At 53.3% G+C, this 15,357-nt stretch carries 11 protein-coding genes; 6 read left to right on the top strand and 5 right to left on the bottom strand.

What is annotated here, in order from left to right:
* Window positions 1-3: 3 nt before the first annotated feature.
* Window positions 4-996 (bottom strand): phytanoyl-CoA dioxygenase family protein, encoded by a 993-nt coding sequence (locus VGN67_RS07985; protein ID WP_327486275.1) that lies wholly within the window; start codon window positions 994-996, stop codon window positions 4-6.
* A gap of 355 nt (window positions 997-1,351) precedes the next feature.
* Between VGN67_RS07985 and VGN67_RS07980 the strand changes: the two genes are divergently transcribed.
* The gene (locus VGN67_RS07980; RefSeq protein ID WP_327486274.1) at window positions 1,352-2,197 is read left to right on the top strand and encodes an AraC family transcriptional regulator; all 846 of its coding nucleotides are present in this window, start codon (window positions 1,352-1,354) and stop codon (window positions 2,195-2,197) included.
* 21 nt (window positions 2,198-2,218) lie between these two features.
* On the opposite strand, the gene VGN67_RS07975 is transcribed toward VGN67_RS07980, so the two are convergent.
* Together VGN67_RS07975 and VGN67_RS07970 are read right to left on the bottom strand one after the other, a co-directional pair.
* Entirely contained in the window at window positions 2,219-3,691 is a 1,473-nt protein-coding gene (locus tag VGN67_RS07975; RefSeq protein ID WP_327486273.1) for a DUF1501 domain-containing protein, read from the bottom strand.
* Window positions 3,692-3,693: 2 nt separating this feature from the next.
* Window positions 3,694-6,894: a DUF1553 domain-containing protein gene (locus VGN67_RS07970; protein WP_327486272.1), complete on the bottom strand. Its 3,201-nt coding sequence runs from the start codon at window positions 6,892-6,894 to the stop codon at window positions 3,694-3,696.
* 402 nt (window positions 6,895-7,296) lie between these two features.
* On the opposite strand from VGN67_RS07970, the gene VGN67_RS07965 reads away from it, so the two are divergent.
* The 5 genes from VGN67_RS07965 to VGN67_RS07945 all read left to right on the top strand — a co-directional run bounded on the left by VGN67_RS07965 (window position 7,297) and on the right by VGN67_RS07945 (window position 12,692).
* Window positions 7,297-7,737 carry a hypothetical protein gene (locus tag VGN67_RS07965; protein ID WP_327486271.1) on the top strand — a complete coding sequence of 147 codons (441 nt, stop codon included), beginning with the start codon at window positions 7,297-7,299 and terminating at the stop codon, window positions 7,735-7,737.
* A gap of 135 nt (window positions 7,738-7,872) precedes the next feature.
* Window positions 7,873-8,217: a hypothetical protein gene (locus tag VGN67_RS07960; RefSeq protein WP_327486270.1), complete on the top strand. Its 345-nt coding sequence runs from the start codon at window positions 7,873-7,875 to the stop codon at window positions 8,215-8,217.
* The gene (locus VGN67_RS07955; RefSeq protein WP_327486269.1) at window positions 8,153-8,839 is read left to right on the top strand and encodes a hypothetical protein; all 687 of its coding nucleotides are present in this window, start codon (window positions 8,153-8,155) and stop codon (window positions 8,837-8,839) included. Before VGN67_RS07960 ends, VGN67_RS07955 begins: the two co-directional genes overlap by 65 nt.
* Before the next feature lie 308 nt (window positions 8,840-9,147).
* Complete coding sequence (locus VGN67_RS07950; RefSeq protein WP_327486268.1) at window positions 9,148-11,715, top strand: TonB-dependent receptor; 2,568 nt, start codon at window positions 9,148-9,150, stop codon at window positions 11,713-11,715.
* A gap of 221 nt (window positions 11,716-11,936) precedes the next feature.
* Window positions 11,937-12,692 carry a DUF2490 domain-containing protein gene (locus VGN67_RS07945; protein ID WP_327486267.1) on the top strand — a complete coding sequence of 252 codons (756 nt, stop codon included), beginning with the start codon at window positions 11,937-11,939 and terminating at the stop codon, window positions 12,690-12,692.
* Between the two features lie 255 nt (window positions 12,693-12,947).
* Here the strand turns inward: VGN67_RS07945 and VGN67_RS07940 are convergent, their stop codons facing one another.
* Window positions 12,948-13,580, bottom strand: coding sequence for a tetratricopeptide repeat protein (locus VGN67_RS07940; RefSeq protein WP_327486266.1), 633 nt, complete (start codon window positions 13,578-13,580; stop codon window positions 12,948-12,950).
* 373 nt (window positions 13,581-13,953) lie between these two features.
* Window positions 13,954-15,270 carry an ATP-binding protein gene (locus VGN67_RS07935; protein ID WP_327486265.1) on the bottom strand — a complete coding sequence of 439 codons (1,317 nt, stop codon included), beginning with the start codon at window positions 15,268-15,270 and terminating at the stop codon, window positions 13,954-13,956.
* Window positions 15,271-15,357 lie beyond the last annotated feature (87 nt).

The raw sequence follows: 15,357 nt of genomic DNA, 5'->3' as shown, positions 1-15,357 counted from the left end.
GCTTTACCAGCGGTCCAGCCCCAGTAGTTTCCGTCCCAGCGGGCTCAGTTCGGCGGTGGGATACCTGGTCTTTTCCCAGCCGCGCGGATCGCCGGGGAAGGCGTAGCCCTCGGGGGCAATGCGGTCACGCCAGGAGGTTATACGCCACTGCCGCAGCGCCTCGTTGTCTTCCTGCGCGGGCATCATCGATATGTACTGCGCTATGCGTACCTTGTCCTTACTGCGGTTGGGCCGGATGCCGTGCGGCTCGGTGCTATTAAAGATCAGCAGGTCGCCTGCTTCCAGAGGTACTTTCACAACATCAAAGCCAGTTACGTCCGGCTGGAAGTGGTTGCGGTCTTCGGGCTGGGTGAGCTTCCAGGTATCATAGGTACGGTACAACTCCGGTACACACTGGAAACCACCCATGTCGGGGTCGGTCTGGTCGGCCAGGGCCAGTACGCCCTGCACGTTCTGCGGTTTGGTTTCGGGATCGTAGTCCCAGTGGATAAAGCCCTTGAACTCGTGGCCGGGGCGCATGGGCATGTTCAGGTTAGCGCGGTCAATGGTAACCCACAGCTTTTCGGTGCCCCATATATCCACAAAGGCATCGTAGACCCGCTGCATCTGCCGGTTGTCCCATAAGTACTGGTGGTTATAGATCTCGACCATGCCGCTGCCGGTCAGTTCTTTCATTTTCATTTCGGCCCGGGGCGGCGCGTACCAGGTTTCCGGGTCCTTCGGGTCTTTCTCTTCAAATTCCCACAGAAGCCCGGCCAGCCGCTCGGCCTGCTCGCGGGGTACGGAATTCTTGATAACAATGTAGCCGTTATGTACCCAGAACTGCCAGTCCTCCTCCGAAAGTACCCGAAGGGGTACCCCATTAGAGCGGTCATTGAGTTTAATAGGACTGCTGATAGCCGTGGAGGGGTTACCAGGGATATCCTGATGGGCGTTGTCGGGTACCATAGTGGGAGCCATACCAGTAGCCATGGTGCCTCTTTCTTCTGCTTTCATATTGGTCGTGTTAAGGGTTGCTAGTAGTTAAGTCAAAGGTACCTGTTTACTTCGCCCCGGCTCTACTCCAATACATACCCGTTTTTGTTCTATATTGATATTTTTTATAATATAGTAGGGGAAATAGGTGCAAAATAGAGAAATTTTCGATTATCGAAGTAAAACGCTCTCCCTGATTGTAAATCAGGCGAGGGTGGTATCTAACAGCCTTTTAAACCGGGACTCTGATGGCTCACCCTGATTTGTAATCAGGGTGTTATCTAATAGCGTTTCAAACGCAGTCAGACCCAACACCCGATTTCAAATCGGGGTGAGCAGATAGGGAGAATAGGTGCAGAATAGAGAAATTTAGACCATGAAAGTCAAACTCGAAGAGGTACTTCCCGACCAGGACCGCTCGTTCCGGCTGCTGCTGACGCCCCGGCTGAACGACCAGTTTTACTGGCATTTTCACCCGGAATACGAAATAGTGTACGTCGAAGGGGCCAGCGGGACGCGCCACATCGGTAGTCATATATCCAGGTACCAGGGCAGCGACCTGGTGTTTATGGGGCCCAACATCCCGCACCTTAACTTCGACTACGGCGTCCGGACCGACTGCGAGCAGGTGATCGTACAGATGAAGGATGATTTTCTGGGCAAAGATTTCCTGGCTGCGCCTGAGCTCGGGGCGGTACACCGGCTGTTTGAGCAGGCCCGGCACGGTCTTTCCTTCCACGGCGATACCAAGCGGGTAGTAGGGGAGCGGTTGAAAAAGCTCATAGCGCTGCCTCCTTTTGAACAATTGATAGAATTGTTGCAGCTATTTCAGCTGCTGGCTACCACAGAAGAGGTTACAAGGCTGAACACGCAGCCCGTGGAGTACAACTACAACCTGAAAGAGCAGCAGCGAATGAAGAGGCTGTATGCTTTTATAGAAGAGAATTTCAAACGAAAAATTGAGCTAAGAGAAGTGGCCGGGCTAACCAACCTGAGCGAAGCGGCCTTCTGCAGGTACTTCAGGAAATTGACCCGCATGACCTTTACGGAGTTCCTGAACCAGTACCGCATCAACCAGGCCAGGCAACTCCTGCTCCTCGACCACAACGTCACCGAAGCCTGCTACGAAAGCGGCTTTGAAAGCCTGTCGTACTTCAACAAAACCTTTAAGAAAATAGCCGGAGAAATCCCGCTGCGGTTCAGAAAGCGGCACCTGGATTAGGTACTTATTTATACTCTTCACTCAGGCCAGCAGATCGTGCATGACGCGCCCGTGCACATCGGTCAGGCGGTAGCGGCGCCCCTGACTTTTGTAGATGAATTGCTCGTGGTCAATTCCCATCAGGTGCAGCAGCGTAGCCTGGAAGTCGTGCACGTGTACCGGATTTCTGACAACGTTATGCGCGAAGTCGTCGGTTTCGCCGTAGACCAGCCCCGGCTTTATGCCCCCGCCCGCCATCCACATGGTAAAGGCACCCGGGTGGTGGTCGCGGCCGAAGGCTTCGGGTGTGAGCTTACCCTGGCAAAAGCTGGTCCGGCCAAACTCCCCGCCCCATACGACCAGCGTGTCGTCCAGCAGGCCCCGCTGTTTTAGGTCCTGCACCAGGGCCGCCGAGGGTTGGTCGGTCTGCTGGGTGGCACGCCGGATGCCAGAGGTGAGGCTCCCGTGGTGATCCCAGCCCAGGTGGTAGAGCTGGATGAAGCGAACGTCCCGCTCGGCCAGCCGCCGCGCCAGCAGGCAATTGTAAGCAAACGAGCCGGGTACTTTTACGTCCGGACCGTACATATCCAGTACGTGTTGGGGCTCGTCGGAAATGTCGGTCACGCCCGGTACGGCCGTCTGCATCCGGAAGGCCATCTCGTACTGGTTGAGACGGGAATCTACCTCCGGGTCCTGCCAGGTTTCGTTTTGCAGTAGATTCAGCTCCTTAATAAAATCGAGCGCCCGGCGGCGATCCATCTTATCAGTACCACCCGACGAGGACAGGTACAGCACCGGATCTTTGCCCGACATAAACTGCACCCCCTGATGGTGGGAGGGCAGGAAGCCGTTACTCCAGGCCGAGGAGCTAATGGGCTGGTCGCCGCCACCCTTGGAGAGCATCACGATGAACGACGGCAGGTTTTCGTTCAGGCTCCCCAGGCCGTAGCTCAGCCACGACCCTATACACGGGCGTCCGCTCAACTGGTTGCCCGTTTGCATGAAAACCATGGCCGGCTCGTGGTTGATCTGCTCCGTGTACATCGACTTCACCAGACAGAGATCATCCACCACCTGTCCGGTGTAGGGCAGCAGGTCGCTGACGTAGGTACCGTTGGCACCCCGGCGGCTAAACGTAGCAGCGGGCTGGGCCAGCGGAAAGCTGTACTGGTTGGTCACCATGCCCGAGATGCGGTTAGTACCCATCACCGAGGGAGGTATTTCCTGTCCGTGCATCTCGGTGAGCCTGGGCTTGTACTCAAACAGTTCCATCTGCGAAGGGCCGCCACTCTGGAAGAGGTAGATGACCCGCTTGGCCCGGGGGGCGAAGTGCGGGTTGCCCAGGGGCTGGTTTTCTTCGGGTACCTGAGCAGATTTGGGCGCAGCAAGGTAGACCTTTTTTTCGTTCCGACAGCCCATCAGGGAGCCCAGTGCGACACTACCGAGGCCGAGTACACTCCCCCGCAGGAAGTCGCGGCGTTGCTGGTTAAGAAGCAGTTGCTGTATCTCGTTCATGGTTATTTTCGGGTCATGTATTCGTCCGTATTCATAATGGCGGCCGCCACCCGCGCCAGGGCGGCGGTTTCGGTCGTAGCGTAGGGGTCAGGTACCCTTTCGTAGCCCACTGCCAATTCCTGAAGTACCTTTTGCGGATTTTTGTTCAGTACCTCGTACTCTGCCTGGTACATCCGGTTGAGTACCTGTAGTTCTCTGACGTTGGGCACGCGGCCCGTTAATAATCGATAGCCGTGGCGCAAGCGTTCGTCGAGCGTGGGGCTACATTCCTGCTGCATCCGCAGCGCTACGAACCGCGCGGCCTCCACAAACTGCGGGTCGTTCAGCAGCACCAGCGCCTGCAGGGGCGAACTGGACCGGACGCGCTTCACGGTACAGAAGTTGCGGTCGGGCGCGTCAAAAATGAGCATGGAGGGCGGCGGCGAGGTACGTTTCCAGACGGTATAGATACTGCGACGGTACAGGCCTTCCCCCGGCGCCTCAAAGTACTGGTACCGCCAAGCTTTGTCACTGAGCGCATCCCAGAGGCCCGCGGGCTGGTAGGGATAGGTACTTTTACCACCAATTTTTTTGACCAGCAGTCCACTGGCGGCCAGCGCCTGGTCCCGGATCATCTCGGCCGGCATCCGGTACCGCGCCGCCCGGGCCAGCCACCTGTTCTGCGGGTCTTTGGTTAGGTGTTCGGGGGTGATGCGCGAGCTTTGCCGGTACGTAGCCGACAGCAGTATCTTTTTCTGCAGGGCTTTCATATCCCAGGCGGGTGAAGTACCTGAACCCTGTATAAATGAGACAGCGAGGTAGTCCAGTAGCTCCGGATGCGTGGGCAACTCGCCCTGATTACCAAAATCATCCGTCGTATTGACCAGCCCCCTTCCAAAATAAAACTCCCAGAAACGGTTCACCGCCACGCGGGCCGTCAGCGGGTGCTCGGGCAGGAAGAGCCATTGAGCCAGTCCCAGCCGGTTTTGGGGCAGGTTTTTGGGGAAGGGCAGGAGGGTAGCGGGGGTAGCCGGATTGACCCGTTCGCCGTAGCTGTCGTATACACCCCGCTTTAGCACATGGGTAGGCCGGGGCTGGGGCAGGTCACCCATCACCATCACTTCGGGGATAGAATCCAGTTCCGTAGCCAACTGCTGCCTTAGGGTAAATAATGGGGTTTCGCGTGCTTCGGCGTACTTCTTCCGTTGGGCGGGCGGGAGCGGTTTAGGCTCCATTTTGGCAAACAGGTACTCTACCTCCTGCGCCGATAGCTCCCCATCAAACAGCATAAATTCGTCCACTTCACCGCCGGGCAGGGAGCGATTCAGTTCGCGGTAGCCCATGCGCAGGCCATTGAACCGGCTCGATTTCTGAACGTGGGCCGTCTGACGGATATTCTTAACCAGGTGGTCGTACTCGGTGGTGGTTGCTGCTTTTTTTCCGTTGAGGTACAGGCTCATGCCCGCGGCCCGGCTCGATCCGTCGTAGCTGGCGGCTACGTGGTACCAGCGGTCGGGTTGCAGGGCCGTAGTACTGATGACACTGATGGCGTCGTGCGGGAAAGCGTGCATGAGCCGGAAGTTGACTTTATTGTCCTTCAGGATCATGTCATACCCTTGATTCCCATAGCGCCAGGTGTCGGTATGGTAAAAGAGCGTGGCCTTGTCGTATCGTTGAGGTACTTTCACCCAAAAAGAAACCGCGAAGGGTTCATACCGCTCAAAGTACCCTACTTTATTAGGCGGCAGATTCAGGCGGGTTTCGGCGTTTAGCTTAAACGATTTTCCCAGTACACCCTCTCCGGCTTCCATGAAACTGGCCTCAGCCGGAGTAGCCAGATCAGCCAGGTTCACAAACTGCTGTACTTCTTTGGTTTTGCCGTCCTTGCTAACCTTTTTCTGTACCAGCTGATCAAACGGGAGGTAGGCCACCAGCTTCTGGGCGAGGGTTGCCTCCGGCCGGGGTGTTTCTGGTTTTGGAGTACCTGAAAGTACCTTCTCTTCCCGGGCTATCAGGGCTTTCAGCTGCGCAATCCTGTGGTCGTTCTCCGGCTTCGTGAGCAGCAGGGTAGGGCCGGGTACTATATCATCGCCGCCGTAGTTGGAGCTACCGCTCTCGAAGGTACTGTTAAAAAACGCGAACAGCGAGTAGTAGTCTTTCTGGCTGATGGGGTCGTACTTGTGGTCGTGGCAGCGGGCGCACTCGACCGTCATACCCAGAAAAGCTTTGCCGAGGGTGTTGGTGCGGTCGGTGACGTATTCCACGCGGTACTCTTCCTCAATGATCCCCGCTTCCGTATTCTGCTTCTGATTCCGGTTAAAGCCCGTCGCCAGTACCTGCTCCTGCGTCGCGTTCGGCAACAGGTCGCCGGCCAGCTGCCAGCTAACGAATTTATCAAAGGGGAGGTTGCGGTTGAAGGCCGAGATCACCCAGTCGCGCCAGGGCGACATATTGCGGTGCTTGTCATCGAGATAGCCGTGGCTGTCGGCAAAGCGGGCCAGGTCCAGCCAGTAGGCGGCCATGCGTTCGCCGTAGTGGGGCGAAGCCAGGTACTTATCTACCATGCGCTCGTAGGCTTTGGGTGAGCGGTCCCGCACAAAAGCATCAATATCTTTAAGCGTAGGCGGCAGGCCCGTCAGGTCAAAGCTGACGCGACGGATAAGGGTTTCGCGATCGGCCTCGGGCGAAGGTTGCAATCCTTCCTTTTCCAGCCGGTTCAGCACAAAGTAGTCAATTTCATTCTTTGCCCACTCCTTGTTCTTTACCTTGGGTACCTCCGGCTTTTGGGGCGCCACAAACGCCCAGTGCGGCTTGTATTCGGCACCCTGCTCGATCCATTTTATGAGCGTAGCTTTTTCAACGGGAGTAAGCGTCAGGTGCGATTCGGGAGAGGGCATCAGCAACTCCGGATCGGTACTCAGGATGCGGTAGACCAGTTCGCTTCCAGCGGCTTTTCCGGGACTAATGGCCCTGCGGCCGCTTTCGGACCTTTTTTCGTAGGCAAAGTGGGCCGCATCCAGACGCAGGTCGCCTTTCTGCTTTTTCTGGTCGGGGCCGTGGCAGGCAAAGCACTTGTCCGACAGGATCGGCTTTACGTGCAGGTTGTAGTCTACCTCTTCGGGTGCTTCGACCATGGCCTGCTCTACCTCCGCGGGAAGATCCAGCGAGGAGCAGGCCGCCATCCAAAGGGCTATACTTACACCAAGTAAGGTACGTAACAGCATAGATTAAAATTTTTGGGCAGCGTCTCCGCTCCCTCCTCACAACCTGACGCACTTTTTTAATATAGATACGTAAAGCGGTGATTTCTACTCACGAAGCGAGCACTATATCCATCAGGTAAGTCTGCTTTGCAAACCACCAGTACCTTGCAGAACGGTGGAGTAGGCGACCAGGCAATATCTTCTTCCGGTGCTGAGGAGTTAACTGGATTGAGGCGCTCAATTGGGGCATGAAAGGTCTGTACAAATTCCTGTATTGCCCCTTATTTCGCCGCCTATTTCAAATTTAATCATCTTTTAATCCTTTTCTAACGTACTTCTAATATACTATATTGAACTTTGCTGTTACAAATCATTGTAGTAGTAGAGGTAGTATTTCAAATACCTTATTATTAAATGGTGAAGATGAAACGAAGAATTGGAATTAGTAAGGTAAGCATTTTAGGTTTAATGTTCCTTGTTTTGGGGCTTTCAGTACCGGCTACCGAGGCGGCCACTTCCGTTGACAATCTGGTAGGAGTATGGTACTTTCCCTACAAAAAGGCTTATATTGAAATCAGCCGGGGGCCTTCTTCGCAGTACACGGGCCGTATTATTGGCGTGACTGATAAAAGGTATATACCCTATCTTAATCAGGTAGTGATGGATGGGGTTCAGTACCAGAAAGGCAATTGGGAAGGAACTTTTGTACATCCCACCCAGCGTACCCGTTTTGAATTGTCCCTGAATATGGCAAAAAACGGTCAGATAGAAGCACTTATTTATAAAGGGCACCGCCTGATTGGAAAGACATTTGATATGCAGCGTAAAGATTTGCCCAAGGACATTTTCGTAATAAATCGTTGATTGGGCAGCCGATAAACGCCGATTACAACCAATATAATAGACTTTAATACCGTAAAACCTCCCCTAATCGTAAGGTACACTCTGGAACGTAAAGTTTTTGGGGTGTACCCTTTTTTTTTGCCCGGTCCTGGCTTCATGAAGAACTGTAAAAGCAACCTGGTGGTGCTGCTGCTCCTGCTCACGGGAGAAGTAACGGCCGAAGTACCTGATTCCACCATTCGCCGGGTGTTTCATCTGGACACCCGCATTTCATTTTCAGGAAAAGCCATTACACTCCCCCTTTCATGCCAGGAAAGGCGCTGCCCCCGCAGAACCCTCACCCTCCGAATAAACCAGCAGGAGCAGCCCCAGGCAGGCAGCCCCAAGCAAACATTTCCTGTTACCTACGGGTTAGATACGTCTACTAACCCGGAAAATGGTTCCCTTTACGTCCATACTTGTAAGTTTCCTGATTGCTGGTATCACTCAGGTACCAGCTGACTCCCTGAGAAAGGATACTTCCGGTAGATGGGCCGCACACCTGGATAACCGGTATTTGCTCGTCGGGCCGGACATAATCAATGCCTGGGGGGGAAGCATAGGCCGGATATGGGGGCCGAAGAAGCATGAGGTGACGCTGGGGTACTACTTCTTTAGTCCCAGGGGTATCCGCCATTACAACTACGGAATACGGGAGCAGGCCCTCCTGACCGGACAGACTACCTATTCCTATACCTATCCCCGTTATATCATAGCCGGGTACTGGCATAGTCTCATCAATGCTCGTCAGTGGAAAGTAAGCATTCCCATTGAGCTGGGAGTGGGGCAGGCGGTGATCCGGCAGTTTGCGCTGGATGCAAGTACTGCTAAGCTCCCGGATAGTCGCTATACGCTTTTGCCGGTGCGGGCAGGAGGCTATGTTGAATGGAAGGTTACCCGTTGGGTGGGACTCGGCCTGCAGACCGGCTACCATTGGGAGCTAAGGAAGCATCAGGCTGTACGCAATCTGGATGGTGTCTACTACCGCGTCCGGGTGTTGATCTATCCCGCTTTTTACTTCGAAGCCCGTGACTCTATCTTCAAAGGCAAGCGTCTGCGTTCGCCGTTCTGGCCCATAAAGTAGCTGTCCGGCTGCTTTGGTGGTACTTCAAAAAGACTTTCTGGTACCTGAATATGAATTTTTAAATTTCTTGAAATTTAATACTCTATAAATTTGGTAGATTTTATAGAGTAACTACATTTGTCCCATCATTTCTTACCATCTGAAATCAGCGTATGATCCCGGTTAAGTTGTTCCTAAGCCCCTGCTGTTGCTGCTGTCCATGAAGCCAGGCAAGTCAACGGACCAGAGAATCTCTCCTGACAGGCGAGTTTTCAGGCAAGAAGCGAAATGCAAATAATTCTATTCGGGCCATACAACAAGTCAATTATATGAAACTCATTACAACTCTTTCTATATTTTTGGGAACCCTCTTCATTCCCTTTTTTGCATCCGCCCAGGGTACCCCAATCATTAACGCCACGGTTTCGGGCAAAGTAGTGGATGCCCGCACCAGCGAAGCCCTGATGGGGGCCACCGTAGCTATTAAAGGTACCACCAACGGCGCTACCACCAATGTCAACGGGGAGTTTGCCCTGATTACCGGACAAAAGCTACCCTTTACGCTGGTTGTAACCTACGTTGGGTACCTAAAGAAGGAAGTAGTGATCAACGATAGCAAGGTAGAAATCAAACTGGACGAAAATACCAGCCAGCTCTCGGACGTAGTGATTACGTCGCGGCGGCGGCAGGAGTCGGCCCAGGACGTACCTATCCCGATTTCGGTGATACGCGGGGTCACGGCCGAAGACGCTGGCGCGTTCAATGTCAACCGCCTGAAGGAACTGGTACCTACGGTGCAGCTATACTCGTCCAATCCGCGCAATACGACCCTTAACATTCGGGGCCTGGGCTCCACCTTCGGCCTGACCAACGACGGAATTGATCCGGGTGTGGGTTTCTACGTAGACGGCGTGTACTTTGCCCGCCCCGCCGCCGCCGCCCTCGACTTCGTCGACATTGAGCAGGTGGAGGTACTGCGCGGACCACAAGGTACCCTCTTCGGAAAGAATACGACGGCCGGGGCTTTTAACATTACCACCCGCGCCCCGAGCTTTGATCCGGGGGCCAGCTTTGAGATCAGCTACGGTAATTTCGGGTACATACAGGCCAAGGCCTCCCTGACCGGACCTATCAGTAAGAAACTGGCCGCCCGGGCCTCTTTCTCCGGTACCCAGCGCGACGGCTTATTGTACAACGTCCGCACCCAGAACCACGTGAACGACCTGAACAACCTCGGCTTCCGGGGCCAGCTGCTGTATAACCCAACGGATTACATCAAAGTAACACTGATTGGCGATGCGTCGAGCCAGAAGCCTAACGGCTACGCCCAGGTAATTGCCGGGGTAGTACCTACCAAACGGGTCGCTTACCGGCAGTTCAATGCGATCACAGCTGACCTGGGCTATACGTTGCCGAGTTCCAATCCCTTCGATCGTATCATTGACCACGACACGCCCTGGCGGTCCAATAACCAGCTGGGCGGACTTTCCCTCAACGCCGAGATAAAACTGGGCTCGGGTACCCTGACCTCCACCTCGGCCTGGCGGTACTGGAACTGGGACCCTTCCAACGACCGCGACTACACCAGCTTACCGGTACTGAAGCTTTCCCAGGCTCCTTCGCGGCACGAGCAGTGGACGCAGGAGATTCGGTACGCGGGTCTCTTTTCCTCACGCCTTAGCGGGGTAGCAGGGATGTTTGCTATCGGTCAGGACCTCAAAACTGCTCCGTACCATACCGAGGAAGCGGGCGCGGCTCAGTGGCGGTTTGCGCAAAGTTCGACGAGCCCGCTCTGGCAGACACCGGGGCTGCTGGACGGCTACGGCATCCGGACTACCTCCCGGCTGCAGTCTTTCGGAGGGGCGGTATTTGGTCAATTGGACTGGGCCCTTACCGACAAACTTCACCTGCTGCCGGGTATACGCTTCAACTACGACCAGAAGGATGTGGATTACAAACGCGAAACCTACGGTGGCCTGCCAACCACCGATCCGGCCCTGCTGGCTATCAAGAACGCGGTGTATACCAACCAGGCTTTTAATGCCAACGTGAGGGAAAACAACTTCTCGGGCCAGTTGACCGTAGCCTACAAAGCTTCCGGTCAGTTCAATACCTTCGCCACCTACTCCAACAGCTACAAGCCGGTGGGGGTAAATCTGGGCGGACTGCCAACGGCCAACGGACAGGTACTAACAGACCTGGCGCGGGTCAAACCTGAGTACGTAACACACTTTGAGGCCGGTATCAAGACCCGCCCCTCGGCCCAGTCTACCCTGAACCTGGTGGTACACAACACGGATATAAAGGATTACCAGACGCAGGTGCAAACCGCCGAGGTGGGCGTTAACCGGGGGTACCTGGCCAACGCCGAGCGGGTGCGGGTACTTGGGGTGGAGCTGGACGGAAACATCCGGGTCAATTCTAATTTCTCCTTCAACGGAGCGCTGGCCTACACCGACGGCAAGTACCTCTCCTTCACCAACGCGCCGGTCCCTCTCGAGGAAGTGGGGGGCGAATCAGCCTACAAGGATATTTCGGGTAGCGCCCTGCCCGGTATTTCCAAATGGGCCGGTTCCCTGGGGGGTGAGGTGTCGGGAGCCGGAAAAATGATTAGCCTGAAAGGCCGGTACTTCCTGGCGCTGGATACCTACTACCGCTCCTCGTTTTCGTCGAGCGCCTCACCGTCCAAGTACCTGAACATAGACGGTTACGCGCTGGTGAACGGTCGGGTGGGGTTCCGGGCCTCCAATGGGGTGTCTATTCTGCTGTGGTCCCGTAATCTGCTGAATCAGGATTATTTTGAACAGCTCCTGCCGGCGGCCGGTAGTGCGGGTCACTACGCGGCGGTACTGGGCGACCAGCGGACCTTCGGTACTACCCTGCGGTACAATTTCTAACCCATTACCTACAAATTGTGACCAGGTACCTTTCTGACTCGGGTACTTACAGACTCTCCAACCGGGTGGCTGAGTGGCGAGGCGCAGGTCCGCAAGACTTGTCAGGAGGATTCGGGTCCCTCCCCTCTCCGGTCCCTATTTGGAAATAGCAGTAAAGTACCGCTAATTTGTCAGGTACTTAGCGGAAAGTAATCCGCGAAACCACGTAAAAACTAGATTTTATGAAGAAACAAGCACTTACTATCCTGTCCCTGCTACTTTTTTCGGTGGCCGTAATGGCCCAACCCGTAAAGCAAATCAACGAAAGCACCCAGCTCTGGACCGCGTACCTGGCCCAGGCCCGCCTCTCGGACCAGTGGGGACTCTGGACGGATGTACACCTGCGGACCAAAGAGGACCTGGTCAGTGGTCTATCGAGCAGCATTGTGCGGGTTGGGCTGATGTACTACCTCAACGACCACACCAAACTCACGGCGGGCTACGCCTTTATCAACCATTTTCCGGCCGAAGGCCACGCCCACATTTCCCAGCCCGAGCACCGGCCCTGGCAGCAGATCCAGTGGCACAACAACGGCCCCAAAAGCCGCCTCACGCAGTGGATTAGGCTAGAAGAACGCTACCGCCGTCGCATCCTGAACGACAGCGAACTGGCCGACGGCTATACCTACGGTACCCGCGTCCGCTACAACCTGCTGGCGGCTTTTCCCCTTACCAAAAAAGGCTTTACCCCCGGCGGCCTGTCGCTGGTACTCAACGACGAGGTCCACCTCAACATTGGCCGCAAGGTCGTCTACAACTACTTCGACCAGAACCGCTTCTTTGTCGGGCTGGGTTACCAGCTGGGGCGCCACACTACGCTACAGACGGGCTACATGAATGTATTTCAGCAGCTCTCCGCCGGTAACCGGTACCGCAACCTGCACACGGCGCGGGTGTTTCTGTTGCAGAATCTTGATTGGCGGAAGCCAAAGGGGTGAGGTACTTCGGACGCTGTGGTGGTGGTAAGAGAGGCGTTAGGGAAAATAGATGCCTATAACGTTAGGTATTTGCGATGGCAGGGGCTTCCGAGTTCCGTCCGCCGAAACAAATGCCGATTGAAAAACTAATGTACAAAATATGTTCAATAGCCAAATAGATTAAGTCCAGCCCGGATATGTGGCACAACAGCGAACGGCAGCCGAAGTTTACAACTTTCCGCCCTGCTATTGCAAATACCCTTGTTGGCAGTAGTTTTAGTCACCCTGAACTTGTTTGTCCAACCAATTGTCACGGTCTTTCACTACCCCCAAATACTTGTGGTATCGAAGTCCTGAAGTCTCGACATTTGCACTGTGTTCTGCTAAGTCAGCTAAACGCTTTGCTTCGTCGGAATTGTTTTTGTGCTTGCAAATGATTGATAGAAGCGAGTTCACTTTGTATTTCTCTATTGGAAACATTAGCCCTTCTTGTCGCTGTCGCAATATTTGTTCAACTTCATCAAATGATGCTATGTCACCCGTTTTGACGATTAACTCCGAATAGTTCAAGAAAGCTTGAGTTATCACGTTCGGATAAAATTTCTCAAAATCTACTGCTTGCTTATAGTAATCAATTGCCTTTTTATAATTGTCACGAAGCTTGTAAATGTCCCCCAAAGTATGCAGGGCGGAACCTTTATTGAAGTTGTCCTCGGGATATTCGGTCAACATTTTATTCAATAAATCTTCCGCAACTTTCAAAAGGTCTTTGTCTTCGGTTTGAACTAATTCAATAGCCTGGACTTTTAAGTATTGGGCTCGACCATCTTTCCTTGCCCTATTAAGTTTTTTGAAGAATTCTTCTTGGTCAGTTTGTGTCCATGATTTACGTCTATACCAATCTGTCATGAGGTTTGTGTCTATACTTTGAATTGGAAACGGCGTCACCAAAAAATTACTGCCAACTCATAAATATACGCAAGTTTTGCAGTAGTTTTTGTATTTATTTGAACTTTTACAATTAATTGTTGCACTTTTTATGTTATACTTTCTGCATAAATAAATTAGGTAAAAAGATGCTTGGGCTTTAAACAGGCATCATTTTCTTAAAGATCTGAACTCCCACAAGTAAGTACCAGCATTTTCTGGTTATCTTCAAACTGGCGGCGGATACAAGGGCGCTTGACCTTTCGCAGGGCTATCCTAGCTTCGACTGCTCGCCCGAGTTAGGTTGCTCTTTTGTGACCCCATTATGGCGCAATTGGCGCAATTATGGCGCAATTCAAAATTCATAAAAGGCACCTGCTCCTTTTATTTTAGGATGTTTGAAAACACCTTTTTCGACTAACTCTTTTAAATCCCTTGTTGCAGTACTTCTACCGACATCGAATAACCTCTGAAATTCAGCATTAGTAATCTTCTGATTCTCCTTTACAAACTGCACTGCCTTTATTTGCCGCTCATTCAAGCCGAGCTTTTTTAGTTGTTCCTCATTGAGGTGGTCCTTGTAAAGCGACACCAGCACACCCCCATCCATGGGTTGTATTGCGGGCTCGGGTAGACCTGCTTCCTTACAGGAGTTATAAATCTTTAGGGTACCCCGGCCCCATGTGTCAATATAACCCGCTTTGAAGCATGCATCGGCAATGATGAGGTTGCGGGGACGGGAGCTGTGGGTTCTTTTTAGGGCCTCAGCGTCCAGGCCTTCGGGCAGGCTGCCTTCATTCCAGAGGGTAAGCTTGTGGTCATATACACGTAGCTGAACGGAGCTTCCCATGTAGTTGCGGTGGACCAGCGCATTGAGTAACATCTCCCGAATGGCTGCTACCGGATATTCTCCCCGTTCGACGCGCTGCAAGCCCATAAAGTCAATCTGTCTGGTGAGAAACTTTCGGTTGAGCTGCTCCGGAATAGTCCGGAATAGCTGGATTAAGTTGCCTTCTTCGACTTCCTGAAACGTCAGATCTTCATCCTTGCCCGTGAAGCGGCCTATCTTGACCAGTACATTTGGGTAGAACCTATTCGGATCTTTGCCAAAGAGTATAATTGCTGCTCGTTTAATCTTATCGCCCTGGACAAGCCGCAGCTTATCCAGTATTTCCAAAGTTGATAAGCCGCTCACATCCGGCATCCGGCCACTTGTTCCGGCATCGTAAAGGAATTGTCTGATACTCGTTTCATCAATATCCGCCAGGGTGGCACTTTCTTCCACTACATCATCCCAGGTTTTGCCCGTTTTTCGGAGCAGGAAATCATTAAGTTCGTTTCCTGTCAACTCTACCTTAGTACTTCCGGAACGGTAGTAGTACCGGCCCCTCAGTGAGACCGGGACGGAATACGGTTTGGTAATGATTTCAATAAAATTCAATCCATTCTCACTTTGCAGGTTTACATCACAAACTATGCCCAGCACATCCCTGATCTTTGTAGGCAGGGTTTCCAAAAGTTCTCTTGCGTCAGGTAGGCCTACGGTCTGTCCCTCATCATTTTTACCGATATAGATCGTACCACCATGAGCATTGGCAAAGCCACATATCCATTTCAGGTAGTCATTGTGCCAGGAGCTCTTCCATTCGACGTTCTGGCTTTCTGCGGTCATTGTATGCTAGTTTGGGGGTAAGTACGGCCTAATTCAAGAGGTAAGATAGCAGTTTGGTTTTTCATAATAAATGCCTCCCACCAAAAA

It is taken from the genome of Telluribacter sp., from assembly GCF_035998675.1.
Classification (GTDB): domain Bacteria; phylum Bacteroidota; class Bacteroidia; order Cytophagales; family Spirosomataceae; genus Telluribacter.
This window is presented reverse-complemented; position numbering and strand designations above follow the sequence as displayed.